This is a genomic window from Microtetraspora niveoalba (genome assembly GCF_001570405.1).
Classification (GTDB): domain Bacteria; phylum Actinomycetota; class Actinomycetes; order Streptosporangiales; family Streptosporangiaceae; genus Microtetraspora; species Microtetraspora niveoalba.
The window spans coordinates 30,818-55,078 of record NZ_BBYM01000044.1; the positions used below are offsets into that span (position 1 = coordinate 30,818).

General features: G+C 73.0%; 22 protein-coding genes and 1 pseudogene. 12 read left to right on the forward strand and 11 right to left on the reverse strand.

Annotated features, from left to right (window positions below):
- Positions 1 to 96: 96 nt before the first annotated feature.
- The 4 genes from AWQ70_RS32970 to AWQ70_RS32985 form a co-directional block, all read right to left on the reverse strand.
- Complete coding sequence (locus tag AWQ70_RS32970) at positions 97 to 912, reverse strand: family 1 encapsulin nanocompartment shell protein (RefSeq protein ID WP_067185203.1); 816 nt, start codon at positions 910 to 912, stop codon at positions 97 to 99.
- Complete coding sequence (locus AWQ70_RS32975) at positions 912 to 2,027, reverse strand: Dyp-type peroxidase (protein ID WP_067185207.1); 1,116 nt, start codon at positions 2,025 to 2,027, stop codon at positions 912 to 914. Before AWQ70_RS32975 ends, AWQ70_RS32970 begins: the two co-directional genes overlap by 1 nt.
- A 341-nt stretch (positions 2,028 to 2,368) precedes the next feature.
- Positions 2,369 to 3,091, reverse strand: a complete 723-nt coding sequence (locus AWQ70_RS32980; RefSeq protein WP_218004745.1) for a MerR family transcriptional regulator — start codon at positions 3,089 to 3,091, stop codon at positions 2,369 to 2,371.
- Positions 3,092 to 3,246: 155 nt separating this feature from the next.
- A complete protein-coding gene (locus AWQ70_RS32985; protein WP_067185210.1) occupies positions 3,247 to 4,203 on the reverse strand; it encodes a helix-turn-helix transcriptional regulator in 957 nt (318 codons plus the stop codon).
- A 356-nt stretch (positions 4,204 to 4,559) separates the two neighbouring features.
- Here AWQ70_RS32985 and AWQ70_RS32990 point away from each other — a divergent pair, with 356 nt between their 5' ends.
- Positions 4,560 to 5,450: an endonuclease/exonuclease/phosphatase family protein gene (locus tag AWQ70_RS32990; RefSeq protein WP_084518071.1), complete on the forward strand. Its 891-nt coding sequence runs from the start codon at positions 4,560 to 4,562 to the stop codon at positions 5,448 to 5,450.
- Between the two features lie 35 nt (positions 5,451 to 5,485).
- On the opposite strand, the gene AWQ70_RS32995 is transcribed toward AWQ70_RS32990, so the two are convergent.
- Complete coding sequence (locus AWQ70_RS32995) at positions 5,486 to 6,175, reverse strand: FadR/GntR family transcriptional regulator (RefSeq protein WP_067185214.1); 690 nt, start codon at positions 6,173 to 6,175, stop codon at positions 5,486 to 5,488.
- A 287-nt stretch (positions 6,176 to 6,462) separates the two neighbouring features.
- Between AWQ70_RS32995 and leuA the strand changes: the two genes are divergently transcribed.
- From leuA to AWQ70_RS33010, 3 genes are all read left to right on the forward strand, one after another.
- On the forward strand, positions 6,463 to 8,151 hold the full coding sequence (gene leuA, locus AWQ70_RS33000) for a 2-isopropylmalate synthase (RefSeq protein ID WP_157530768.1): 1,689 nt from the start codon (positions 6,463 to 6,465) through the stop codon (positions 8,149 to 8,151).
- Positions 8,152 to 8,233: 82 nt separating this feature from the next.
- Positions 8,234 to 9,913, forward strand: coding sequence for a glycoside hydrolase family 13 protein (locus tag AWQ70_RS33005; RefSeq protein ID WP_067185219.1), 1,680 nt, complete (start codon positions 8,234 to 8,236; stop codon positions 9,911 to 9,913).
- Positions 9,910 to 11,937 (forward strand): alpha-galactosidase, encoded by a 2,028-nt coding sequence (locus tag AWQ70_RS33010; protein WP_067185222.1) that lies wholly within the window; start codon positions 9,910 to 9,912, stop codon positions 11,935 to 11,937. Before AWQ70_RS33005 ends, AWQ70_RS33010 begins: the two co-directional genes overlap by 4 nt.
- Positions 11,938 to 12,034: 97 nt before the next feature.
- On the opposite strand, the gene AWQ70_RS33015 is transcribed toward AWQ70_RS33010, so the two are convergent.
- Together AWQ70_RS33015 and rsgA are read right to left on the reverse strand one after the other, a co-directional pair.
- Positions 12,035 to 12,547, reverse strand: coding sequence for a GNAT family N-acetyltransferase (locus AWQ70_RS33015; RefSeq protein ID WP_067185226.1), 513 nt, complete (start codon positions 12,545 to 12,547; stop codon positions 12,035 to 12,037).
- An 89-nt stretch (positions 12,548 to 12,636) separates the two neighbouring features.
- Complete coding sequence (rsgA, locus tag AWQ70_RS33020; protein ID WP_067185229.1) at positions 12,637 to 13,719, reverse strand: ribosome small subunit-dependent GTPase A; 1,083 nt, start codon at positions 13,717 to 13,719, stop codon at positions 12,637 to 12,639.
- 291 nt (positions 13,720 to 14,010) lie between these two features.
- On the opposite strand from rsgA, the gene AWQ70_RS33025 reads away from it, so the two are divergent.
- The 3 genes from AWQ70_RS33025 to AWQ70_RS33035 are packed head-to-tail and all read left to right on the forward strand — an operon-like array spanning position 14,011 to position 16,585.
- Complete coding sequence (locus AWQ70_RS33025; protein WP_084518072.1) at positions 14,011 to 14,685, forward strand: TetR/AcrR family transcriptional regulator; 675 nt, start codon at positions 14,011 to 14,013, stop codon at positions 14,683 to 14,685.
- Positions 14,682 to 16,154: an FAD-dependent monooxygenase gene (locus AWQ70_RS33030; protein ID WP_067185236.1), complete on the forward strand. Its 1,473-nt coding sequence runs from the start codon at positions 14,682 to 14,684 to the stop codon at positions 16,152 to 16,154. Before AWQ70_RS33025 ends, AWQ70_RS33030 begins: the two co-directional genes overlap by 4 nt.
- Before the next feature lie 20 nt (positions 16,155 to 16,174).
- The gene (locus AWQ70_RS33035) at positions 16,175 to 16,585 is read left to right on the forward strand and encodes a nuclear transport factor 2 family protein (protein ID WP_067185240.1); all 411 of its coding nucleotides are present in this window, start codon (positions 16,175 to 16,177) and stop codon (positions 16,583 to 16,585) included.
- Between the two features lie 27 nt (positions 16,586 to 16,612).
- On the opposite strand, the gene AWQ70_RS33040 is transcribed toward AWQ70_RS33035, so the two are convergent.
- A complete protein-coding gene (locus AWQ70_RS33040; RefSeq protein ID WP_067185243.1) occupies positions 16,613 to 17,032 on the reverse strand; it encodes an ArsR/SmtB family transcription factor in 420 nt (139 codons plus the stop codon).
- Between the two features lie 98 nt (positions 17,033 to 17,130).
- Here AWQ70_RS33040 and AWQ70_RS33045 point away from each other — a divergent pair, with 98 nt between their 5' ends.
- A complete protein-coding gene (locus AWQ70_RS33045) occupies positions 17,131 to 19,098 on the forward strand; it encodes a heavy metal translocating P-type ATPase (protein ID WP_067185246.1) in 1,968 nt (655 codons plus the stop codon).
- Between the two features lie 36 nt (positions 19,099 to 19,134).
- On the opposite strand, the gene AWQ70_RS33050 is transcribed toward AWQ70_RS33045, so the two are convergent.
- Positions 19,135 to 19,596, reverse strand: a complete 462-nt coding sequence (locus tag AWQ70_RS33050; protein ID WP_067185248.1) for a MarR family winged helix-turn-helix transcriptional regulator — start codon at positions 19,594 to 19,596, stop codon at positions 19,135 to 19,137.
- Positions 19,597 to 19,711: 115 nt separating this feature from the next.
- On the opposite strand from AWQ70_RS33050, the gene AWQ70_RS33055 reads away from it, so the two are divergent.
- Entirely contained in the window at positions 19,712 to 19,945 is a 234-nt protein-coding gene (locus tag AWQ70_RS33055) for a ribbon-helix-helix domain-containing protein (RefSeq protein ID WP_067185251.1), read from the forward strand.
- The gene (locus AWQ70_RS33060) at positions 19,942 to 20,391 is read left to right on the forward strand and encodes a hypothetical protein (RefSeq protein ID WP_067185254.1); all 450 of its coding nucleotides are present in this window, start codon (positions 19,942 to 19,944) and stop codon (positions 20,389 to 20,391) included. The genes AWQ70_RS33055 and AWQ70_RS33060 overlap by 4 nt, the downstream gene beginning before the upstream one ends.
- Before the next feature lie 5 nt (positions 20,392 to 20,396).
- Here the strand turns inward: AWQ70_RS33060 and AWQ70_RS33065 are convergent, their stop codons facing one another.
- Together AWQ70_RS33065 and AWQ70_RS33070 are read right to left on the reverse strand one after the other, a co-directional pair.
- Positions 20,397 to 21,356 carry an aminoglycoside phosphotransferase family protein gene (locus AWQ70_RS33065; protein WP_245647261.1) on the reverse strand — a complete coding sequence of 320 codons (960 nt, stop codon included), beginning with the start codon at positions 21,354 to 21,356 and terminating at the stop codon, positions 20,397 to 20,399.
- Positions 21,357 to 21,381: 25 nt separating this feature from the next.
- The gene (locus tag AWQ70_RS33070; RefSeq protein WP_067185260.1) at positions 21,382 to 22,593 is read right to left on the reverse strand and encodes an alpha/beta hydrolase; all 1,212 of its coding nucleotides are present in this window, start codon (positions 22,591 to 22,593) and stop codon (positions 21,382 to 21,384) included.
- A 182-nt stretch (positions 22,594 to 22,775) separates the two neighbouring features.
- Here AWQ70_RS33070 and AWQ70_RS42495 point away from each other — a divergent pair.
- Both AWQ70_RS42495 and AWQ70_RS33075 read left to right on the forward strand, forming a co-directional pair.
- Positions 22,776 to 23,054, forward strand: a pseudogene (locus AWQ70_RS42495) (hypothetical protein); the annotation flags it as partial.
- Between the two features lie 66 nt (positions 23,055 to 23,120).
- The gene (locus tag AWQ70_RS33075; protein WP_067185263.1) at positions 23,121 to 23,885 is read left to right on the forward strand and encodes a PIG-L family deacetylase; all 765 of its coding nucleotides are present in this window, start codon (positions 23,121 to 23,123) and stop codon (positions 23,883 to 23,885) included.
- Positions 23,886 to 24,261 lie beyond the last annotated feature (376 nt).

Consider the following 24,261-nt stretch of genomic DNA (forward strand, 5'->3'; position numbering starts at 1 on the left):
CCAGGCGAATCCAGGTGCGGTGACCCCGGTGACACCCCTCGGCCGGTCCGCGCACACGGCGACCCCGCCGCCCGCAGTGACATCGGAGCGGGCGCGTCAACCGGCGGGCGGGGACGGCGCCGTGAGCTCCACCGCGGCCTCCCCGGTGTACGTGAGGAAGGTCAGCGTCTCCTGGAAGTACAGCCGGACGCTGGTGGCGTCGTGGGACAGGTAGCCGATCGACACGTCCTGGCCGATGCGCAGTTCGAAGTCGCCACCACGGGTGGACAGCAGGAAGGCCCCCTCGATGGCGGGAGCCCAGATGATCCGGCCGTCCAGCAGCCGGGCGATGTGCTCGTGGATCGGATAGCCGTGGTCCGCGGTCTCGCTCACGGCCGTGTAGGCGTCGGCGCTCAGAACCAGGGTGTACGGACCGCCGACACCCGCCAGGCGGAGGGCGCTGACCGCCCGGCTGACGGCCTCGGGATAGTCACGCACCTCGGACGGCAAGGGGACCGCCGGGTTGGAGGAGCCGTCGCGGATGCCGGTGACGCCGGCGGCGGCGTACCCGTCGAAGATCAGGCGGTCCTCGGCGAAGGCGATCCGGCGGGCCGCGTCCTTGACGGGCTGCCAGTCCGCGTCCTTGGCTCCGCGTTCGACGTCGTCCACCTGCTGCCGTTCGACCGTGAACGGCACGCGCAGTTCGGTGAGGGGCTGGGAGCGGCGCGCGTGGGCGACGACGCCCTCGAAGGGAGGGGCGATCGCTTCCAGGTGCCCGGTGGCGACCGCCGACAGCTCGGCGCCTCCGGGACCGGGGACGTCGACGACGCGGCGGCCCGCCACGTGGCGCTCGAACGTACGCCGCGCCTCTTCCTCCAGGTCGGCCCACGCCGCGGCGGAGATCGGGGCCAGTTCACGGTGCAGGTTGTTCATCAGGCGCTGCTCCCTTTCAGATCGCCGATCCCCAGGGATCCCTCGGACGGTGGCCGGACATCGGACGTGGCCTCCGCGGCGCCCGTACGCGCGCCGGCATCGGCGTCCGCCCCGGCCGTGGTGCCGGGAACGTCGGGCACACCGGACACGCAGGACGCGTCGGAGAGATCGGGCGGGTCGGGCAGGTCGTCGAGGAGGTCGGCGCTCGGGACGAAGAACAGGGTGCCGGACACGGCGGTGGAGAAGTCCAGGATCCGGTCGTGGCTCGCCGGCGGGTCGCCCAGGAACATCCGCTCCAGCATCCGCTCGGTGACCTCCGGCGTGCGGGCGTAGCCGATGAAGTACGTGCCGAACTCGCCGCTCCCGACGGCGCCGAAGGGCATGTTGTCCCGCAGGATCTTCCGCTCGGTGCCGTCAGGGTCGACGATCGTGGTCAGCGCGACGTGCGAGTCGGCCGGTTTGACGGCGTCGTCCAGCTCGATGTCGGACAGCTTCGTGCGGCCGATCACGCGTTCCTGGGCCTCGACGGACAACGCGTTCCACGCCTCCAGGTCGTGCAGGTACTTCTGCACGATCACGTAGCTCCCGCCCGCGAAGTCCGGGTCCTCCTCGCCGATCAGGACCGCCGCCGCCGCGCCCGGGCCGACCGGGTTCTCGGTCCCGTCGACGAAGCCGAGCAGGTCGCGTACGTCGAAGTATTTGAACCCGTGCACCTCGTCCTGGACGGTCACCGCGCCGCGCAGCCGATCCATGATCTGGGACGCAAGCCCGAAACACAGGTCCAGCCGCTGGGCCCTGATGTGGAACAGCAGGTCGCCGGGGGTGGACACGGCGTGGTGGACGGGGCCGGACAACTCCCGGAAGGGATGCAGCCCGGCGGGGCGCGGCCCGCCGAACAGCCGGTCCCACGCCCGCGACCCGATCGCGGCGACGCAGCTCAACCGGCCCTCCGGCGCCCGGAAGCCGACGGCCCGCTGCAACGCCGGCACATCGGGCAACAGCTCCCGCACGACCGGCTCGCCGCCGGGGTCGATCGTGACCACGAGGAAGATCGCCGACCTCGTCAGCGGGCTCAGCACCTGCTGCGGGACCGCGTCCCCGCCGGGCTCCGCCATCGCCGCCCCTCCCCACGCGTCGCCTTCGCCGGCCGCCCCGTGCCCCCCGAACCGGGATGCCGGTAAGACCGCTGTCACCACGTACACGCGGTTGGGTTTGCCCTGTTTCAGTGCGGTTATTTCTGAGGTGACACGAGATGGTTCCCAGCCCTGGGGGCCGATCTGATTATGTCGGCGTCCGGGGCGCGGGCGAGGTCCGCAGGTTCGGCCACGGTGCGGAACTTCATGATCTGCCCTTTCCGCCGCGCCGGATCGCCACGGATGCGCGGGCCCCGGCCGTGCAGACCGGGGCCCGCGCGAAATTCGTGCGATCACGAGGCGTAGGTGGTGACCTTCCGCCGCTACTCGGGCCGGGTGGAGGCGACGAGGTCGAGGTACTCGTCGAGATGCCGGGCGGCGGCGAGCATCGCCCGGCTCCGGCGGTGCAGCCGGGCCCGCCATTCATGGAGCACCTTGCCCAGGTCCGCCGTGCCTCCCGCGTCCCGCAGGTGCTCCACGAAGAGCCTGATCTGGGGCAGCGGGTAGCCGCCGCGCCGCAGGTGCCGGGCCATCTGCGCGTCGCGCACCGCCTCGGGCGGATAGACGCGGTGCCCGGTGGCGCGGTCGCGGTGCGGGCGCAGGATGCCGGCCTGCTCCCACTTGCGCAGCGACGCGGGATGCATCCCGAGCCGGTGGGCCAGCACCCCGATGCTCACCCCCGCGGTCCGGTCGTCGTCCCGTACGGGCGCCGCGGTCAGGGCGTCGAGCGCGGCGGCGACTTCGTCGAGGATGTCGCGCTCGCGCAGCAGTTCGGCGTGCGCCAGGTCGAGGAGCCGGAACAGCGTCTCCTCGTCGGGCCGGTGCGCGGCGCGCATGATCGCCGCGGCCGGCTGGTGCCCGTACCCGGGGCGCAGGGCGAGGAAGGCGCGCAGGGCCTGCGCGTGGACGGCCGAATACTGCCGGTACCCGGCGGGGCTGCGCGCCGCGGGAGGGATGATCCCCTCGTCCTCGTAGTTGCGCACCGCCTGGGCGGACAGGCCGTGTTCGCCGGCGAGGTCGGCCGGGCGCAGGGCTCGTCGTGCCATCGTCTCCAACTTGAAGGTTGATCCGGCGCGGACCGGCGAGGTCCGCCCCGAAGCCTCAACGGAAACTCAAGGATACGGTCGAACCAGGGCCATGCACGTGGCCCGTGAACGGTGCGCAGGGCCTTCGGCGAGCGTGGCCGTCTCCTCCGAGTTCGCTATCGGTAGAGGTCGGCCGCCCGGCGGGCCGCGAGGGCCATCCGCTCGCGCAGTTCGGGAGGGTCCAGCACCTCGGCCTCCGGCCCGAGCCGCAACATCTGGTCGTAGGCGACCTCCTGGGACTCGACCGGCAGCCGCACCGTGACCCGGTCCCGCTCGTCCGGTTCGCCCGCCGAGGCGAGCGCCTGCGCCGCCGCGACCGGTTCCAGCACCCGGGGCAGCCGCGCCAGGCCCAGCCGGCTGAGCCGTACGGTGACGTGCTCGCGCAGCAGCGACCTGGCGAAGTCGGCGGACTTCTCCTCCCAGAAGGCGGCGAGGTCGAAAGCCGCGTCGCGGGCGAAACGCTCCTCCCCGGCCTCGGCGGCCTCGAAGCGGTCCACCCGATAGGTACGGAACCGCTCGTCGCCCGCCCTGGCGACGAGATACCAGTGCCCGGCCTTCAGGACGAGCCCGTACGGCTCCAGCGTGCGATCGCGGGCTGCGCCGTCGCGTCCGTACCGCGCCCTCAGGACGCGGTCCTCCCACACGGCGCGGGCCACCGCGCCGAGGAGCGCGGGCGGGCGCGCGGCGCGGAACCACGCGGGCGCGTCCAGGTGGAACCGCTGGACGGCCGTGCCGGGGGCGTCGCCGAGGGCCGCGGCTACCTTCAGCCGTGCGGCGAGCGCCCGCCCGGCCAGGCCCATCTCGTGCAGCGGGCCGGGCAGCCCGGCCAGAAGCAGCACCTCGGCCTCGGCCCGCTCCAACCCGGTCAGCCGGGTCCGGTAGCCGTCCACCAGGCGGTATCCCCCGGCCCGCCCCCGCTCCGCGTACACGGGCACGCCGGCCTCGGCCAGCGCGGCGATGTCACGCTGCACGGTGCGTTCGGACACCTCCAGCTCCACCGCCAGCTCGGCGGCCGTCATCGCCCGCCGGGTCTGCAGCAACAGCAGAAGGGACAACACTCGGGCGGCGCGCACCGCTCACTCCTCGCGTTCGATCGCGTGGCCGGGGACGCGCGGCAGGAACGCCGGCGAACGAGGAACGTCCCCCTGACCGGCGAAGCCGATCATCCTGCCGCTCCCTGCGCCGTGACACGCCGGCACTGTCCCCTTCGCCCCATGAGGATATTGCCCTCCATGGTCCCCGGTGGCGCTGTCGCCGCCCCCTTCCGCCTGTGGCCGCGCGACCCGCCCTCGCTCGTGCCGGCCGCCGCGCCGCCTCCGGATTCAAGGCGGGACGCGGACACGACGGAGTCCGCGCTCGCCGCGGAACCCGGCTAGCCTGGCCCATCTCGGGGCAGCCGAGCTTTCGGGCGAGGCGGACAAGGAGTGGCGTGCTGGGGCGGGCGATCATCGTGATGGCGGGGGCGCTTGCCCTGCTGCTCGGGGGGCACCGGCTCCTGCCGGACCTGAACGGGTTCACCCCCGTGCTGGAGAGCCTGCTGCCCTGGCTCGGCGTCGGCGTTCCCGTCCTGCTGGCCGGCGCGCTGATCAGCCGCTCCGGCAAGGCGATCGCCGCCGCGATGGTCCCGGCGCTCGTGTGGGCCGTCATGTTCGGCCCCGACCTGCTGCGCACCGCGCCCGGAGGCAGGAGCGACCTGTCCGTCGCCACGCTCAACGTCGGCGTCGTCAACAACAGCTCCGGGCGGGCCGTACGCGCCGTGGCCAAGGGCCGTGACCTGTTCGCGGCGCAGGAGCTGACCCCGGGCGGGCCCGCCGCCAGGGAGCTCGACCGGATCTTCCCGCACAAGGCGCAGATCAGCACGATCGGCCTGTGGAGCCGCCACCCGATCGTGGAGCAGCGCCGGGTGGACATCGGCCTGGCGTGGACCCGGGCGCTGCGGGCCGTGGTCGCGACCCCCAAGGGGAAGGTGACCGTCTACGTCATGCACCTGGCCTCGGCGCGGCCCGGCGCGACGGCCCGGCGCGACGACACCCTCGACCACGCCCGCCGCCTCGTCGACCGCGACCCGAGCAAGCACCTGCTGCTCCTCGGCGATCTCAACACCGCCACCACCGACCGCAAACGCTCCGGCCTGGTGCCCCCGCTCCTCGACGCCCAGCAGGAGGCCGGCGGCGGCTTCGGCTTCACCTGGCCGTCGTCGTTCCCGGTCACCCGGCCCGACCACATCCTCTACCGCGGCCTCACCGCGACCAGCGCGGGCGTCGAGGAGGCCACCGGCAGCGACCACCGCGCGGCGGTCGCCACCCTCCGGCTGGACTGACCCGGGACGCCGGGCGGCGGGGCCGACGCCGCCGGTCAGGCGCCGCGCAGCCGGTCCAGGGTCTGCCGGAGCTCGGCCTCCAGCACGGCGCTCGCCGCGTCCGCGTCGCCGCGCGTGACGGCGTCCACCAGGGCGGCATGCGCCGCGTCGCCGTGGTCGGGGTCCTCCTCACGCAGCCCGAGCAGGTCCACCAGGTCGATGAGCCCCTGCCGCAACGCCGGGACGAACTCCGCGAACAGGTCCACGAGCACCGGGTTGCCCGCCGCGGCGACGACGGCGGCGTGCAGCGCGATGTCGGCGTCGACGAAGGCCGCGTCGTCCGCCCGCCCGGCAGCACGGCGCGCCTCCAGCGCGTCGGCCAGGGCCGCGACGTCCGCGTCGCCGCGCCGGACCGCGGCCAGGCGGGCGGCCTGCACCTCGACCATCATGCGGACCTCGTACACGTCGGTGACGGCCGCGCGGCGGAGCCGGGCGGGCCAGTCCTCCGCGGGCTCGGCGGCGATCACGAAGACGCCCGATCCCTGGCGCGCCTGTACGAGACCGGCCCCGGCCAGGGCGCGCAGCGCCTCGCGGACCGTGGAACGGCCGACGCCGAGCGTCTTGGCCAGGGCGTTCTCCCCCGGGAGCCGGGTGCCGACCGGCCAGTGCCCGCCGGTGATCTGCTCGCGCAGGTGCTCGGTGGCCTGCTCCACGAGCGGGCTGGGGCGCAGTGTGCCGAGGGGCATCCGTACGTCACCTCTCAGGTTGTCTGAGGACCTGTGTTGTGGTTAGTGTAGCCGCCATGACGTGGCACGGTCTCCTTCTCGGCTGCCGCGGCGGGGCCTGACGCGACCGGCACCCCGCCGCGGCGCCCGCTCATGCCGGTCGATCGACCCCATGACCGGCAAGGAGAGCCGCGATGACCATCCCCACCCGCCCGGAGCGCCCCGCCCACCGGTTTCCGACGCTGCGCACCCCCGGGGGCCCCGTTCCCCCCGGCGCGCCCGCCTGGAACCCGCAGCGGCCCAGCGCCATGCCGTACCACCGCTACCGGCCCGCGCACGAACGCGTGCGGATCGCGCTGGGAGACGACCGCGGCTGGCCGTCCCGCCGCCTCGAGCGGGCGCCCCTGTGGGTGCCGGTCGACCTGCGCGACGGCAACCAGGCGCTGGCCGAGCCCATGGACCCCGCCCGCAAGCGGCGGATGTTCGACCTGCTGGTCACCATGGGCTTCAAGGAGATCGAGGTCGGCTACCCGTCGGCCAGCCGCACCGACTACGACTTCGTACGCCGGCTGGCCGAGCCGGGGGCCGTGCCCGGCGACGTGACCGTCGTCGTCTTCACCGCCGCCCGCGCGGACCTGATCGAGCGCACCTTCGCCTCCGTCGAGGGCCTGCCCCGTGTGGTCGTGCACCTCTACACCGCGACCGCCCCCACCTGGCGCGACGTCGTCCTCGGCCACGACCGCGCGGAGCTGCGCGCCCTCATCCACCGGGCCGCCGAGCAGATGGCGCGCCTCGCGGACGCGCGCCCCGGGCCGCCGGTGCGGTTCCAGTTCTCCCCCGAGGTCTTCAACCTCACCGAGCCGGACTACGTCCTGGAGGTGTGCGACGGCCTGACCGCACTGTGGGACGCCTCCCCCGACCGCCCGGTGATCCACAACCTGCCCGCCACCGTCGAGATCGCCACCCCCAACGTGTACGCCGACCAGATCGAGTACATGCACCGCCACCTGGACCGGCGCGAGTCGGTGATCCTGTCGGTGCATCCGCACAACGACCGGGGCACCGGCGTCGCCTGCGCCGAGCTCGCCCTGCTGGCCGGGGCCCAGCGCGTCGAGGGCTGCCTGTTCGGCAACGGCGAGCGCACCGGCAACGTCGACCTGGTCACCCTCGCCCTGAACCTCCACTCCCAGGGGGTGGACCCGATGCTCGACTTCGGCGACATCGACGAGATCAGGCGGACCGTCGAGCACTGCAACCGCCTCCCGGTGCCGGAACGGCACCCGTACGCCGGGGACCTGGTCTACACCGCCTTCTCCGGGACCCACCAGGACGCCATCAAGAAGGGCCTGGCCCACCACGGACGGCGGGCCGCCGAGCTGGACGTGCCCCCGGCGCGCGCCCCCTGGGACGTTCCGTACCTGCCGATCGACCCGGCCGACGTGGGCCGCGACTACCAGGCGGTCATCCGCGTCAACAGCCAGTCGGGCAAGGGCGGCGTCGCGTACCTGCTGCAGACCCACCACGGGCTGGACCTGCCGCGCCGCCTGCAGATCGACTTCTCGGCGGCGGTGCAGCGCGCGACCGACGACGGCGGCCACGAGGTCACCGCCAAGGAGCTGTGGGACCTCTTCCAGGCCACCTATCTCGCCCCCGGCGAGGACGGCCCGCTGACGCTCGCCTCCTGGGCCACGGCCGAGACCGCGCCGGGCAGGCACGAGTTCACCGGCACGCTGGTCGGAGGCGGGAGCGAGAGCGAGCTGCGCGGCACCGGCAACGGCCCCCTCTCCGCGCTCGCCAGCGCCCTCGCGTCCGCCGGCGTCGCCGTCGACATCCTCCAGTACGCCGAGCACGCGACGGGGCCGGGCCCGGACAGCCCCGCCGTCGCCTACGTGGAGTGCCGCATCGGCTCCGTCACCCGCTGGGGGGCGGGACTGGACACCTCCGTCCTGACCGCGTCGGTGCGGGCGGTGCTCGCCGCCGTCAACCGCGCCCGCTGACCCCCTGGTAGATCGCGGGGCTTAACATGACCCCTCGTCATGTTCTAGCGTGTCGCCCACCCGTACGACAGGAGGGGCGGCCGTGGCCGACCGGAACACCGACCCCTGGTGGCGCGACGCCGTCGTCTACCAGGTGTACCCCCGCAGCTTCGCCGACGCGGACGGCGACGGCGAGGGAGACCTGCGCGGCGTGCGGTCGCGGCTGGACCACCTGGCCGACCTCGGCGTGGACGCCGTCTGGCTCAGCCCGTTCTATCCCTCGCCGATGGCCGACGGCGGCTACGACGTCGCCGACTACCTCGACGTGGACCCCCGCTACGGCACGCTGGCTGACTTCGACGCCCTCGTGGCGGACGCGGCGGACCGCGGCATCAGGGTGATCGTCGACATCGTCCCCAACCACTGCTCCTCCGAGCACCCCTGGTTCAGGGAGGCCCTCGCGGCGGCGCCGGGCAGCCCGGAACGCGACCGGTTCGTCTTCCGCGACCGGCCCAACAACTGGCGGTCCAACTTCGGCGGCCCCGCCTGGACCAGGGTGCCCGACGGGCAGTGGTACCTGCACCTCTTCGACTCCCGCCAGCCCGACTGGAACTGGCGCAACCCCGACGTGGTGGAGATGTTCGAGAAGGTGCTGCGCTTCTGGCTGGACCGAGGCGTCGCCGGCTTCCGCATCGACGTCGCCGCCATGCTGTACAAACAGGAGGGACTCCCGGACCTGCCCGCCGACCACGAGACCGCCTACCTCGTCCCCGACGGGTCGCCCGTGCCGTACGAGCACCAGCCCGAACTGCTGGAGCTGTACCGGTCGTGGCGCGAGATCCTCGACTCCTACCCTCCCGAGACGTTCCCGGGGCGGCGCGGCACGGTGGCCGAGATCTGGTTCGACGACGCCGCCCGGGCCCGGCCCTACCTCGCCGGGGACGGCCTCGCCCAGCTCTTCAACTTCCGGCTGATGCCCACGCCGTGGGCCGCACCGGACTTCCGCGCGGTCATCGAGGACTCCCACCGGCTGGCCGCCGAGACGGGCGGCTCGGTCCCGTGGGTGCTCGGCAACCACGACGTGCCGCGCATGGTCACCCGGTACGGCGTCGACCAGGCGCTGGTGCGCGCCCCCACCCCCGACGTGCTGCTCGGCCGCATCGACGTGGACCGTGACCTGGGCACCCGCCGCGCCCGCGCCGCCGCGCTCATGCTGCTCGCGCTCCCCGGCGCGGCCTACATCTACCAGGGCGACGAGCTGGGCCTGCCCGAACACCTCGCCATCCCCGGCGACGCCCGCCAGGACCCGATGTACGAGCGCACCGGCCGCGCCTTCATCGGCCGCGACGGCTGCCGGGTGCCCCTGCCCTGGTCCGGCGACGCCGCGCCGTACGGCTTCGCCGACCGGGCGGTCCGCACCTGGCTCCCCCAGCCCGGCGACTGGGCGGAGCTGACCGCCGAGCGTCAGCGCGCCGAACCCGGCTCGACGCTCGCCCTCTATCGGGCCGCGCTGGCCGAGCGCCGCCGCAACCCCGCGCTCGGCGACGGCGACATGGCCTGGCTGGATCTCGGCCCCGACGTGCTCGCGTTCGCCCGCGCGCCCGGCTTCGCCCTCGTCGCCAACCTCGGGACGGCCCCGGCCGCGCTGCCCGCGCACGAGCGGGTGCTGCTCGCCAGCGGGCCGCTCGACGGCCCCCTGCTCCCGCCGGACACCGCCGTCTGGCTGCGCACCGCCCCCCGATCACCGAACCCGCCCGCCGTACGCGCAGGAGAACCGCGATGATCCACGACCCGCAGGCGCGGCTGTGGCTGCTGTCCACGCCGTCGAGCGGCTACGCCGTACGGCTCGGCCCCGGCGACGCGCCGTGCAACGCCCACTGGGGCCCGCGGCTCACGATCGAGCAGGCGCGCGCACTGCCGCCCGACCGCGAGGAGCTCCCGTCCGAGGGCGGCGGCCGGTTCGGCCCGGCGTCCCTCCAGATCAGGTACGGCGACGCCGTACGCGGAGTGGAGTGGCGCCACCTCGGCCACGAGCACACCGCCGGTCCCGACCCCGACACCGGGCACCTCGCCATCCGGATGGCCGACCGGCACTACCCGCTGGAGATCACGCTGCACTACCGGGTGCGCCCCGGCAGCGACGCGATCGAACGCTGGACCCGGCTGCGCAACGCCGGCGCCGAGCCGATCACCGTCCTGCGCTGCGACTCGGCGGCCTGGACGGTGCCCGCACGCGAGGACTACCGGATGACCCACGTGGTCGGCGACTGGGGACGGGAGTTCCAGCTCCGGCGCGGCCCCGTCCCCGAGGCGGAGACGACGCTGACCAGCAGGCGCGGGCACAGCGGCCACCAGGTGAACCCCTGGCTCATGCTCGACGCGGGCGACGCCACCGAGGACCACGGCGACGTCTGGAGCGCCGCGCTCGCCTGGAGCGGGAGCTGGCGCATGACCCTCGACCGCGACCAGGACGGCCGCGCGGGCTGGACGGGCGGGTTCGGACACGAGGGGCTGACCTGGCGGCTCGGCCCGGGCGAGGAGCTGGAAACACCCGTCTTCACCGGCGTGTACGCCCCCGACGGCTTCGGAGGCGCGAGCCGCCGCTGGCACGACCACATCCGCCGGCACGTCCTGCCCGCCCCCGAGCGGCCGCGGCCGGTGATCTACAACTCGTGGGAGGCGACCGAGTTCGACATCTCCGAGACCCAGCAGATGGAACTGGCCGAACGGGCCGCGCGCGCCGGGGTCGAGCTGTTCGTGATGGACGACGCCTGGTTCGGCGGGCGGACGAGCGAGCACGCGGGCCTCGGCGACTGGTGGCCCAACCCCGGCCGCTTCCCGAACGGCCTCACACCGCTCATCGACCACGTCAGAGGGCTCGGCATGAGGTTCGGCCTCTGGGTGGAGCCGGAGTCGGTCAACCCGGACAGCGACCTGCACCGCGCGCACCCGGAGTGGGTGCTGAGCCAGCCCAACCGCGCGCGGACGGAGGTTCGCCACCAGCTCCTGCTCGACTTCTCCCGATCCGACGTCGCCGAGTGGGCGCACGCCCGGCTGGACGAGCTGCTGACCGGGAACGACATCTCCTTCCTGAAGTGGGACATGAACCGCCCCGTCACCGAGGCGGGGGACGACGTCTGGATCCCCTACATCCGCAACGTGTACGCCGTCATGGACCGGCTGCGCGCCGACCACCCGGACCTGCTCATCGAGGGCTGCGCCGCGGGCGGGGGACGCGCCGACCTGGGGATGCTGGCCCGGACCGACCAGATCTGGACCTCCGACAACACCGACGCGCTCCAGCGGGTCGCCATCCAGCACGGATACACGCACGTCTATCCCGCCTGCACGATGGGGGCCTGGGTCACCGACAGCCCGAACCGGATCACCGGCCGCCTGTCCCCCGTCCGCTACCGCTTCCACGTGGCGATGGCGGGCGCGCTCGGCCTCGGCGGCGACCTGCGCTCCTGGAGCGAGGACGACCTCGCCCAGGCCGCGGACCTCGTGGCGCTGTACAAGCGGATCCGCCCCGTCGTCCACGGCGGCGACCTGTACCGCCTCGGTGACTGCGCGGTGCAGTACACGCGCGGCCCGGAGACCGTGGTCTTCGTCTGGCAGCCCTCCGCCCTGCGGCGCGCCACCGCCCCGGTCCTGCTCAAAGCGCTCGATCCGGACGGGCTCTACCGCGACGAGGACACCGGCGCGGTCCATCACGGCGCCGTCCTGATGAGCCACGGCCTGCCCCGGCCGCTGCCGTTCGACGCGATGAGCGAGCTGGTCCGGCTCACCCGCGTCCCCCGGCCATGACCGCGCCGTTCCCTCTTGCAACAGGCGAACCCGGGGACAGACCAAGTGAGCCGGTATTCACTGCGACAGCGTCACGCCGCGGGGTGAAGGGCCTGGGTCAGACGCCAAACGCCGCCGGGTAGCGGATGGTGCCGGACGGCACGGACCTGGCGGGGTCGAAGACGAGCGCCATCATGTACTTGTCCTCGACGTCGAAGGGCGGCCGGATGGAGTGACCGGAGGCCGGGGTGAAGCCGAAACGCGGGTAGTAGTCGGCGTGGCCGAGCACGAGCACGATGTTCTCGCCCTGCTGCCGGGCGGCGTCGAGGGCGGCGTGGATGGCGGCGGAACCGGCGCCGCGCCGCTGGTGCTCGGGCCTGACGGCGCACGGACCCAAGGCGAGCGCCGGAGAGTCGTTGACGTGGCAGCGGGTGAGCAGCGCGAATCCGGCGATGGAGCCGTCGGGCGCCTCGGTGACCCAGGACAGGCCGGGAATCCACGCCTCCTGGTCGGCGCGCAGGGCCTCGACCAGGTCGGCCTCGTGAGAGGTGGGGAAGGCCGCGAGGTTGACCTCGCGGATCTGGGCGAGGTCGGCGGCGGTCTCGGTGCGGGTGATCCAGGAGGTGGTCATGGGTGTGTTCGAGTCCGTTTCTGTGGGGTCCGTCCCTGGGCCACACTCGGCCGACAGGTGGGTCTGCGTCGTCTGTGGGATGCGGTCGGTCATGATTGCCGGTCCCTGAACTTGTAGGTCGCGCGCAGATGGCTGGTGATGGCCTTCTGCCGGTTGGCGCGTTCACCGCGCAGCCGGGCATCGGTGCGCGAGGCCGCCCACGCGTTCTCGCGTTGTAGCTTGCGGTAGCTGCCCAGGCGGCGCTCGGTCAGCTCGCCCGCCTCGATGGCGGCCCGGACGGCGCAACCCGGTTCGGTGTCGTGGGAGCAGTCGCCGAAGCGGCAGTCCCGGGCGAGGCGTTCGATCTCGGCGAAGACCTGTTCCAGGCCGTCGGCGGCGTCGTAGAGGCTGATCGCGCGCAGGCCGGGCGTGTCGATGAGCACACCGCCACCGGGAAGGGGGACCAGCTCTCGGCGGACGGTGGTGTGGCGGCCCTTGCCGTCCTTCGCCCGTACCTCGCCGATGGCCAAAAGCTCGTCGCCGAGCAGCGCGTTGCCGAGGCTGGACTTGCCCGCGCCGGAAGGCCCGAGCAGGACCGTGGTGCCGCTCAGCAGTGCGGTCAACGCATCGATGTTCCGACCGGTGGCCGCGCTGGTGACCAGGATGTCCACGCCCGGCGCCAGCGCGCCCGCTTCGGCGTGCACGGCGGCGGGGTCGGTGGTCAGATCCGCCTTGGTCAAGACGATCAGCGGCCTGGCGCCGCTGTCCCAGGCGATGGCCAGCAGCCGCTCCAGGCGGGCCGCGTCCAGCGGAGCGGCCAGTGAGACCACGACGACGACGGTGTCGATGTTGGCGGCCAGCACCTGCCCATGGGAGGTGCGGGAGGCCGACGAGCGCACGATCGCGCTATGACGCGGCAGCAGGGCCACCAGTTCCGGTTCGGGGCCCGGGCGTAGCGCGGCCCAGTCGCCGGTGCAGGGCGCCAGGAGCGGGTCGGGGGAGTACAGGGCCGTGAGGGCGGCTCGCACCGGGCCGGACTCGGTGACCGTGTCACACAGGCCGCGATCCACCCGTGCGATCCGGGCCGGTACCAGGCCGGCCTCGCGATGTTCGGTGAAGGAGTTGTCGAGTGTTTCCGTCCATCCGAACCGGGACAGGCCGTCCTCGGAAGGATTCGTGAAGAGATTTGGCAACGTGAGACACCTTGCGGGAAGGGGCCCCGACGAGACGCAGACACCGCCCTCGCCTCGAAAGCCGGACGGCTACGGCGAAGGGAAGAAGTGGGTCAGACCGGGGCCCGGGACGTGAGGAATGTCCGGGCGCTGCACACAGCAGCGGTCTTCACCGCGGTCATCAAACCTCACCTCCCTCTCATCCGGAAATCCAACACCAAACGATCAGTACCTTAGCACCCCCAGCAGGATGCCTGTCACGGGTTCTTGCGCCGGTAGAAAATAAGCGATCGCTCACATATATTTGACCGCATGACACCCGAACAAGGCCGGCGACGGCCGGGGCGCCCACCGAAATCCGAGGCCACGGACACCAAGGGCGCTTTGCTCGAGGCAGCGATGGATCTGTTCGCCCGGCATGGCTACGCCGGTACGTCGGTACGCGCCATCGCACTGGCCACCGGACTGAGCGAGAGCGTCCTCTACCGGCACTTCGCCAACAAGCAGGCGATCTTCGACGAGGTGCTGTTCCAGGCCGGCGTCGGCCTGTTCGAAAGCCAGCGTGACCTGCTGAATCCAGAACTGGCCATCAGCGACCCCGCCGCCTTCCTGCGTGCCCTGGCTCAGAACATGGTGACCGCCTGGACACGGCCGCGAAACCGGCTCCTGACCAGCATCCTGGTCAGGGCCATCGGCGACAGCCACCTCCAGGTGATCACCACGTTCAAGGCCGCTCAGGACGAGATGAGCGACCTGATCGCCCTCTGGATCGGCGCTGGTCTCATCCCACGCGACCGCGGGACGCCACAGGAGCTCGCCTGGGAGCTTTTGGCCCCCACCGCCTTCGTCCGGCTGCTGTACCTGCACGCCGAGGCCGACGAGGCGACCCAGCAAACCGGGCGTGACCTCGTGCTGGGCCATGCCGAGTTCTTCATCGCCAGGGTGCTGCCCACCCCCACCGACAAGGAAACGGAGCAGGGAGAATGACCGACGTTCAAGCCCTCGTCGTGGGCGCCGGCCCCACGGGACTCACGCTCGCCGGCGAGCTGGCCTTACGCGGGATCTCCTGCCGCGTGCTGGAGCAGCGCGCGGAGGAATCCAACCTCACTCGCGCCTTCGGTGTGCACGCTCGCACGCTGGAACAACTCGACATGCGCGGACTCGCGGACCCCCTGGTGGGGCAGGGGATTCAGGTCGGCGAGATCCGGCCGACCTTCGGCTGGTCGTCGGTGCGGCTCCCGATGCGGCACCCGGAAAGCCGCTTCCCCTTCGTGCTGATCGTTCCCCAGGCCCGCACCGAGGCGCTGCTGGCCCAGCACGTCAAGGCCCTGGGCGTGCCCGTAGAACGCGGAAGCATGGTCATTGACGTGCGGGACGACGACCGGGGCGTCACCGTGACGATCGAAGGCCGCGACGGCGTCCGGACGGAGCGTGCCGACTACGTGATCGGATGCGACGGCGCACACAGCCGGGTCCGGCGGAGCATGGGCGTCGGCTTCTCCGGCTCCACCTATGACACCAGCATCCTGCTGGCCGACCTTCGTCTGGCCGACGCCGACACGATGGCCGTGCGCACCTACCTGGGCCGCGACGGCGTGGTGCTGATGCCGCCGTTCGGCGACGGCTGGGTCCGGGCGGTCATCTGGGACCGCCGCCGTCAGCACGTGCCGCTCGACGAACCTCTGGGCATCGACGAGGTGACCGAGTCGCTGAACCGGCTCGCCGGCCACGACCTGGGCGTACGAGAGATGCGATGGTCAACGCGCTTCCGCAACCAGCGCCGTCAGGCCGACGCCTACCGCAAAGGGCGAGTGTTCCTGGCCGGGGACGCCGCCCACGTCCACTCCCCGCTCGGCGCCCTCGGCATGAACACCGGCATCCAGGACGCGATGAACCTGGGCTGGAAGATCGCCGCCGCCATCCACGGCCACGCCGCTCCCTGGCTCCTCGACTCCTACCACACCGAGCGCCACCCCGTGGGCACCGCCGCCTTACGCCTCACGGACCTGTTACAACGCATCAGCATCGCGCCGCCGCCCGTCCGCGCCGTCCGTCCTTTCCTCGCGCGGGGAGCGCTGGCCATACCGGCGATCAGCGACACGCTGCGCCGGCGCGTGGCCGGCCTGTCGATCGCCTACCCACCACGAGACCCCCGCCACGCCCACGACTGGGAGGGTGGCCGGGTGCCGGACGCCCGGCTGTCCACCGGCCGACTCTACGAGGCGCTGCATCATGGCCGGTTCCTCCTGGTACGGCGCGCTGGCGCGAACACAGCCGACACCACCGGCTGGGACGGCCGCGTCGACAGCGCAGAGACGGCCGATCCCACATTCCCCGCGCTGACCCTGGTCCGGCCCGACGGATACGCCGCCTGGGCCGGTGACGACCCCGGCTCCGCCCGCACCGCCATCACGCAATGGTGCGGACCCGCTCGACACCCCTCCACCCCCGTATGAGCCATAGGAAGGGAACAACCGTGTCTTCCCACCTTTCTCCTGAGGACACCGTACGCGCCCTGTACGGCGCCTTCGGCGCGGGTGATCTGGAGGCGCTGGGCCAGGTGCTCGCCGACGACGTCCGCTGGATCTACATCGGCGGCGCCGCACCCGGCCGGCAGGCGCGGCGCGGCAGGCGCGAGGTCCTGTCCTTCTTCGCCGACATCTACCGGCAGGCCGACATACAGGACTTCTCTGTCCACCGCGTCATGCCGAGCGACGCGACGGTTATCGTCCAGGGTTCCGAGACCGCCCGTCTCAAGCACGATGGCGCCATCGTCACCAGCGACTGGGTCCAGATCTTCGACGTGGAGGACGGAGAGGTCACGACCATGACGGAATACAGCGTCCCGGTTCCCGCCCGCACGGAGCCTCGCCCGGACGGAACCTAGTCCCCCGGTTCGGGGTCCGACCGTTCGTCAGGGGGCGGCGGCCACGGAGCCGTCCGGAAGCGCGGCGGCGCCGAGATCCTCGACGTCCTCCGACGCGTCGCTGAGGCCGAGCTGGAGGTGTTCGACGTGGTACACCGCCTGGTCCAGCAGCTCGGCGACGTGGTGGTCGTACAGGGCGTAGACCACCGACCGGCCGCGGCGCTCCCCCACGACGAGCCCGAGGTTGCGCAACAACCGGAGCTGGTGGGAGCAGGCGGACTGCTCCATCCCCACGGCGGCGGCCAGCTCGGTCGCCGGCAGCGGACCCTCACGCAGCCGGGCCAGGATCAGCAGGCGGGACGGGGTGGCGAGGGCCTGCAGGGTGGCGGCCACCTTGGAGGCGCCGACCGCGTCCAGGCGGGCCCGGGGGACGGCGTTTCGCGACGTGGAGACGGTCTTGTGGCCCATGACGGACAGTCTACCGACGATAGATGAAAAGGTCTTCATGTGTTCCTGTAAGGTGGGTTCGGCTCCATCCCCCCGTCCGCACGAAAGGGCCGTCCGCCATGACTTCCGCCGCGACCGCAGAGAGCTTCGTCCGGGGCGCACCGGGGCACCGGACCCGCGTCTTCGCGCTGCCCGAGGCCCGCTGGGCCGCCGCGGCCATGGCCTTCTTCCTGCTCGCGCTGCCCCCGCACCTGCTCGGCGCCCCCGCCTGGGTCTGGGGCCCGCTCTACGGCCTGGCCTACGCCGCGGGGGGCTGGGAGCCGGCCAGATCCGGGCTGCGCGCCCTGCGCGAGAAGACCCTGGACGTGGACCTGCTGATGATCGTCGCGGCGGTCGGGGCCGCCTGCATCGGGCAGGTGATGGACGGCGGACTGCTCATCGTCATCTTCGCCACCTCGGGCGCGCTGGAGGCGCTGGCGACCGCCCGCACCGCGGACTCGGTGCGCGGCCTGCTCGACCTCGCCCCCGCCACCGCAACCCGGCTGCACCCCGACGGCCGCGAGGAGGCCGTCCCCACCGGCGCTCTCGCGGTCGGCGACGTCATCCTCATCCGGCCGGGCGAGCGGGTCGGCGCGGACGGCCGGGTGTTGTCCGGCGCCAGCGAGGTGGACCAGGCCACCATCACGGGCGAGCCGCTGCCGGCGGCGAAGGAGGCCGGAGACGAGGTCTTCGCCGGCACCGTCAACGGCACCGGCGCCCTGCGGGTGCGGGTGGACCGGGACGCCTCGGAGTCGGTCATCGCCCGCATCGTCGCCATGGTCGAGGAGGCGTCCCGGACCAAGGCCGGGACGCAGCTCTTCATCGAGAAGGTCGAGCAGCGCTACTCCGCCGGCATCGTCGTCGCCACGCTCGCCGTGTTCGCCGTGCCGCTGGCCCTGGGCGGCGATCTCACCGGCTCACTGCTCCGCGCCATGACCTTCATGATCGTCGCGTCGCCGTGCGCCGTGGTCCTGGCCACCATGCCGCCGCTGCTGTCGGCCATCGCCAACGCCGGACGGCACGGCGTACTGGTGAAGTCCGCCGCCGTCATGGAACGCCTCGGCCAGGTCGACGCCGCCGCGCTCGACAAGACCGGCACCCTGACCGAAGGCACCCCGCACGTCACCGACGTACGGGCGCTGCCCGGCTCGGGCCTCGACGACCCGGCCCTGCTCGCCCTCGCCGCCGCGGCCGAGCACCCCAGCGAGCACCCGCTCGCGCGGGCCGTCGTCGAGGCCGCCCGCGCCCGGGGCCTCGGCCTCGAGGTGGCCGAGGAGTTCGCCTCCACACCGGGCACCGGGGTCGCCGCGACGGTGCGGGGGCGCAAGGTCGCGGTCGGCAGCCCGGTCCGGATGCTCGACCAGACCCGGGCGCCGCGCGCCGCCGCCCTGGTCGCCGAGCTGGAGACGGAGGGCCGGACCGCGGTCCTCGTCGAGGTCGACGGCACCCCCGCGGGAGTGATCGGCATCGCCGACCGGCCGCGCGCGGAGGCGGCCGAGACCGTGGCCGCCCTGGCCTCCCTCACCGGCCACTCCCCGGTCCTGATCACCGGCGACAACCCGCGCGCGGCGGCGCGCCTCGCGGCCGAGACCGGAATCGCCGACGTACGGGCCGGGCTTCTTCCGCAGGACAAGGTGGCCGTGGTCCGCGAATTGCGCGCGGCCGGCCGCGCGGTGCTGGTCGTCGGTGACGGCGTCAACGACGCGCCCGCCCTCGCCGCGGCCCACACGGGCGTCGCGATGGGCCGGGCCGGTTCCGACCTCGCCCTGGAGACGGCCGACGCCGTGGTGGTCCGCGACGAGCTGATCACCATCCCGACCGTGGTCGCGCTGTCCCGCCGGGCCCGGCGGCTGGTCGTGCAGAACCTGGTGATCGCCTCGGTGTTCATCACCGGCCTGGTCGTCTGGGACCTGGCCGGCACGCTGCCCCTGCCGCTCGGCGTCCTCGGGCACGAGGGTTCCACCGTGATCGTCGGCCTCAACGGCCTCCGCCTCCTCCGCGAGGCCGCCTGGCTGCGCGCCCGCGCGGGGGTCACCGGTCCGCGATGAGGGGACCCGGCCTCCCTCCCCGGTGGCGGGCGGCGGTCACTGGCCGCGCTGGTGGTGGCGCAGGACCCGGGCGAGCAACCCGGCGAGCTGGCCCCGCTCTCCGGCGTCCAGCGGTGCGAGCAGTTCCTCCTGCACCTCGGCCAGCACGTCGTCGAGCCGCCGGAGCTGCCGCGACCCCGCCGGGGTGATCGTGATGATGTTCCGGCGCCGGTCGCTGGGATCGGGGGCACGTTCGAGCAGCCTGCGGTCGGCGAGCTCGTTGATCATCGCGACCATGTCGCTGCGGTCGACGCCGCAGCGGCGCCCGAGCGCCGCCTGGCTGGCCGGGCCGAACTCCTCCAGCGCCGCGAGCAGCCGGTAATGGTAAGCGCGCGCCTCGGCGGCGGCGAACCCCTCCGAGACCATGCGATGGGCATGGGTCGCGGTCTGCGTCATCAGCCAGCTCGGCGTGTTCATGAGCCGTGAGGGGGCGGCGCTGTCGGCCGTCTCGTCCACCATCTGCCGAGTCTAGCAACTTTGTTGGATCATCCCACGATCACGGGGACCGCTCACCGGCCCATGGATTGCGGCGATCCGATGGACCGCCGGGGTATGACTCGGTAACCTCTCGGGTATGACCAAGAAGATCACGATCTCGTTGCCCGACGATCTCGCCGCTGAGGCGCAGGCGTCCGGCAACGCCTCCGCGTACATCGCGGACGCCCTGCGCCAGCGCCGCCGCGTCGAGCAGGACCTCGCGATCATGGACGACCTGTGGGGCGAGGGCTGGCAGGACGGCATCTCCGACGACGAGCGCGCCCGCGCGGCCCGCCTGCTCACCGGCGACTCCGAGGCCGACGCGGCGTGAGCGAGGCCATCCCCCCGGCCGGCCACGTCTCCGGTCACGTCCTCGACCTCGACGCCCTCGTGCACCTCATCGAGGGCAAGAGCATGTACGGCAGGGAGGTCGTGCGGCAGTCCTCGGCGTACGGCGTCACGCTGCTCATCCCGCCGCTCGCCGTCCAGGTCCTCTCCCTCGGCCCCGCCGCTCCCCGGCTGGAGCGTTTCCTGCGCATGTCGGTGGTCGTGGTCGGCTCCCTCTCTCCCGACGACGCCGCGGCCGCGGGCCCGGTCGCGACCGCGATCCGCGCCAACCTGCACCGCCACGGGTCCGGCTCCGGCGACTCGCCGCTGCCCGACGTCCTCGTGGCCGCGCACGCCGTCGTCTACGCGACCCGCCGCGGGTGGCGGATCCTCACCACCACCCCCCACCTCTACGACGGGCTGGACGTACGCCTGGAGATCCTGCCCTGAACGGCTTACGGCGAGCCCCGGCGGCCGAGCAGGGCGGCGGCGATCGCCCGCTGCTCCCGCCGGACCGCGCGTTCGCCGTCCTCGACGTCCCAGAGCACGTTCTGCAGGATCCGGCCCAGCGTCCACCCGGCCGCGCGACGCCGGTCCAGGCCGAGAACCTCCGTCATCAGATCGAACCGGCGCAGGACGCCGCGGGCCACATCGCCCCCCGCGGCGACCTCGTCCCACCGGTTCCACAGCGCGGGCAGCAGCTCGAACCCGGGATCGCCGGCGAGCGGCTTGGGATCGATCGCCACCCACGGCTCCCGCCGCCCTGACGACGGGCGCGCGGCCAGGACGTTGTCGTAGTGCAGGTCCCAGTGCAGCAGCCGGTCCCCGGACTCCCCCACCAAATCGCGTACCGCGCCCGCGCAGGTGTCGAGCAGGCGGCGGTCGCGGGGATCGTCCAGCCGCTCGCGGGCCGACGGGACCCGGTCGAGCATGGCGTCGGCGACGTCGGCCAGGCGGCGCACCCCCGCCGGCGCGGGCCGGGCGGCCAGCCGGACCAGCAGCTCGGACAGGATCCGGAGCGCGGCCAGGTCGTCCCGGACCGCCGACAGCGAGCGCGAGGCGTCCAGCCGTTCCAGCAACATCGCCCCCGCCCCCGCGGCGTCGCGCAGCAACCGGACCGCTCCGTCCCCGCCCCAGGCCCGCAGCGCCACCGGCTCGCCCCGGGTCTCCTCGTCGTACGGCTGGAGCTTGAGCGCCGCCGGCGTGCCGTCCTCCAGGACCACCGGCACCACCAGGGCCACGGCCCCGTGACGCGGCGGCCCGTCCACGCGCAGCCGCCAGCGTTCCATGAACGCCGCGGCCATACCCGGCAGCCCGGCGATCCAGGCCAGGCCCACCGCCCCGGAATGCCTCTCGTGCGAGGCCGCCAGGGCGGCCGGCACCTCGATCGCGGGGCCGCGAGAGCCGTGACCCACGCGGTGCGCCGCTGCCATTCCGTTGTCAGCGGGTCCCGACGGTGCCGCGGAGGAAATCGTCGATCTCGGCGCGGGCGATCTGGGCGCCGAACCCTCCCCATGCGACGTCGAAGGCGTGGTCGGCGTACCCGATCTCGACGTACCGGTGTGACGCTCCCACCTCCTGCGCCATGCGCGCCGCCCGCCGGGCGTCGTCAGGGTACTGGATCTGGTCGTGTCCGCCCTGGACGGACAGGGTCGGCGGAACGTCCGCCCGCAGGTACGTGATCGGCGACGCGGTCCGGTACTCGGCCTCCCGCTCGCCGGGAGGACCGCCGGCGAAGGCGTGCAGCATCCCCCGCCCCTCGCCGTCCGAGAGCCGCTCGGCCGCCCACCACGGGACCGCCAGGTCGTACGAGTAGGCCAGGTCGTAGGGGCCGTACAGCGACACGACGGCGCTGACCGAGGTGTCGCCGGCCTCGCAGCTCGGGGGGAACGCCTTCTCCCCCTCCGCGTGGCCCGCGGTGTAGGCGGCGAGCAGCGCCAGATGCCCGCCGGCGGACATGCCCATCAGCACGACACGGCCGGGATCGACGCCGTAGCGGGCGGCGTTGCGCCGGACCCAGCCGACGGCGCACCGCACGTCGCCCGGGGCCTTGTTCCAGGTGGCGGGCGGCGCGAGCCGGTAGTCGATGTCGAAGACCGTGGCGCCGCGCTCGGTGAGCCACTCGTTCCATCGGGGCGTCCTGCCGCGCCGCCCCTGGGTCCAACCCCCGCCGTGCATGAGCACCACCGCCGGGCCGGCCTCCTCCGCCGGCGAGCGGGGGCGCCAGACGTCCAGCAGCAGCTCCTCCCCGCCGGGGCGGGCGTAGGCCACGGTCGCGTCGGGCCCGCGATCGGCCGAGGTGGCGGGGCGCTGGAGGTAGCCGGCGTAGGAGAGCGGCACCTTGAGGCGGCGGGCGTCGCCATGGGCGGTCACCACGGGGACGAGCGTGACCACCAGGCACAGAGCCGCGACGGCGGCGATCACGCCGCCCGCCCGCCGCGCGCCGAGCCGCAGTGCGACGAGGGCCGCCGCCGTGGCGGCCAGCGCGGCCGCCGAACCGAGCAGGCTGTACTCGCGGGCGAACAACGCCATGGTCCACATGTGCAGGCCGAGGGAGGGCAACGCGATCAGCGCCGCCACGGGCACGGCGGGGACCGCCGCCGCGATCGCCGTGCCGAGCGCCACACGTCGCGTGAGCTTCCGCGATTTCATGGGGGGCCTCGCGTTTCCTGCGAACGTAATATTTACGAGCGTACGATGACATATCCCAATGCCGCGAGCCGTTGATCACGAAGAACGCCGCCGGGAGCTGACGGAAGCCGTATTCCGCATCGTCGCCTGCGACGGCCTCGACTGCCGTCAGCGTCCGGGAGGTCGCGGCGGAGGCCGGCGTCTCCATCGGCACCGTCCAGCACTACTTCAGGACGAAGGACCAGATGGTCACCTTCGCCGTCGAGCGGACGGCGGCCCGCATCCGGGAGCGCCTCGACCGGGTCGACACCACCGGCAGCGTCGGCTGTTCCCCGGCCTGGAGATCTGGCTCCCCTGGTCGTCCCGCTGTCCACCGTCATCGGACCGCTCCGGGAGAACACCCGGAAGAAGCCGGGGAACCCGAGGGGGCCGGTGAGCGGTTGCCCTCGGCGCTCACGCCCTCCAGGAGCGACAACGTCTGAAATCGCCTGGCTCTCGGCGCCCGAACGCTACGATGAGCGGCCGTTGATCACCTAGGAGGTATTCGCATGGAATTTGGCGTTCTGTGCGTGCATGCGCACCCAGATGACGAGGCGATCTGGACCGGCGGGACCCTGGCCAAGTACGCCGACCAGGGCGCCAGAACCGCCGTCGTCACGTGTACGTGGGCGGAGGGAACCCAACGCGCGGGGGAACTGGAGCACTCCCTTGACATCCTCGGCGCGGGCAAGCCGAGGCTGCTCGGCTACGCCGACGCCCGCAAGCCCGAATCCGCCCCCGGCAGCCGGCGCTTCCTGGACGTGCCGCTCGACGAGGCGGTGAAGCGAGTCGTCGAGCACATCAGGGATTTCAGGCCCGATGTCGTGCTCACGTACGACGGCTACGGCTCGTACGGACATCAGGATCACGTGCACGTCCACCGGGTCACCATGGCCGCGGTCGAAGCGGCCGGATACGACCAGCTCTACCGGGACGCGGGCGATCCCTGGCGCCCCCGCGCCCTCTACCTGGCGACCATCCCTCGCTCCGTCGTGGCGTCACACTGGCAGGCGGTGTTCGGAACGCCTCCCGAACCGGGCCAGGAGTTGCCAGGCGTCCCCGATGAGCAGGTCACCACACACCTCGATGTCGGGCAGTGGGCCGAGCGCAAGTGGGCGGCCATGCACGCGCACAAGTCCGAGGTCGGGCGTGGCGCGTCGATGACCTTGCTCACCGGACTCCCGGAGCAGGCCCGCGCCCAGATGCTGGCGAACGAGTGGTACCGGCGCATCTCCTACACCGGCACCCCGGAGACCACCCTCGCAGGGTCTTGATCTCGCGCGCTGATCGGTCTCGGCCCGTCGGCGAGGGGCCGCATCGGTCAGCACAAGGTGCTCGGCGAGCAGGTCGTCGGTCTCGCCGCCGATCTGCTCCCGGCCCGCGTACAGAATCGCAGGCTCCCGCAGGTCGACGACGACCTGGGAGAAGACCGGCGACACCGGAAACGAGCCTGTATGGGAAAGGGCTGGGCGGGGAGCGGAGCGGAGGCGGGTGGGGCCTCCGGCGCGCGTAGGACCGTGCCCTGTACCACCGCGCCCGAGACCGCGAAGCGGGGAATCGCCAGAGCGCAACTATCACGGCGCGCCGGAGCAGCCGCCCGCCGCAGCGCAGCGGTCACCATGAAGCGACGAGAACCGGATACAGCCCCAC

Bases quoted from the DNA above. Each gene is read 5' to 3' on its own strand.
- AWQ70_RS32970 (WP_067185203.1), bottom strand. From the start codon at position 912: ATGAACAACCTGCACCGTGAACTGGCCCCGATCTCCGCCGCGGCGTGG.
- AWQ70_RS32975 (WP_067185207.1), bottom strand. From the start codon at position 2,027: ATGGCGGAGCCCGGCGGGGACGCGGTCCCGCAGCAGGTGCTGAGCCCG.
- AWQ70_RS32980 (WP_218004745.1), bottom strand. From the start codon at position 3,091: ATGGCACGACGAGCCCTGCGCCCGGCCGACCTCGCCGGCGAACACGGC.
- AWQ70_RS32995 (WP_067185214.1), bottom strand. From the start codon at position 6,175: ATGCCCCTCGGCACACTGCGCCCCAGCCCGCTCGTGGAGCAGGCCACC.
- leuA (WP_157530768.1), top strand. From the start codon at position 6,463: ATGCCGTACCACCGCTACCGGCCCGCGCACGAACGCGTGCGGATCGCG.
- AWQ70_RS33010 (WP_067185222.1), top strand. From the start codon at position 9,910: ATGATCCACGACCCGCAGGCGCGGCTGTGGCTGCTGTCCACGCCGTCG.
- AWQ70_RS33015 (WP_067185226.1), bottom strand. From the start codon at position 12,547: ATGACCACCTCCTGGATCACCCGCACCGAGACCGCCGCCGACCTCGCC.
- AWQ70_RS33025 (WP_084518072.1), top strand. From the start codon at position 14,011: ATGACACCCGAACAAGGCCGGCGACGGCCGGGGCGCCCACCGAAATCC.
- AWQ70_RS33030 (WP_067185236.1), top strand. From the start codon at position 14,682: ATGACCGACGTTCAAGCCCTCGTCGTGGGCGCCGGCCCCACGGGACTC.
- AWQ70_RS33040 (WP_067185243.1), bottom strand. From the start codon at position 17,032: ATGGGCCACAAGACCGTCTCCACGTCGCGAAACGCCGTCCCCCGGGCC.
- AWQ70_RS33045 (WP_067185246.1), top strand. From the start codon at position 17,131: ATGACTTCCGCCGCGACCGCAGAGAGCTTCGTCCGGGGCGCACCGGGG.
- AWQ70_RS33050 (WP_067185248.1), bottom strand. From the start codon at position 19,596: ATGGTGGACGAGACGGCCGACAGCGCCGCCCCCTCACGGCTCATGAAC.
- AWQ70_RS33055 (WP_067185251.1), top strand. From the start codon at position 19,712: ATGACCAAGAAGATCACGATCTCGTTGCCCGACGATCTCGCCGCTGAG.
- AWQ70_RS33070 (WP_067185260.1), bottom strand. From the start codon at position 22,593: ATGAAATCGCGGAAGCTCACGCGACGTGTGGCGCTCGGCACGGCGATC.
- AWQ70_RS33075 (WP_067185263.1), top strand. From the start codon at position 23,121: ATGGAATTTGGCGTTCTGTGCGTGCATGCGCACCCAGATGACGAGGCG.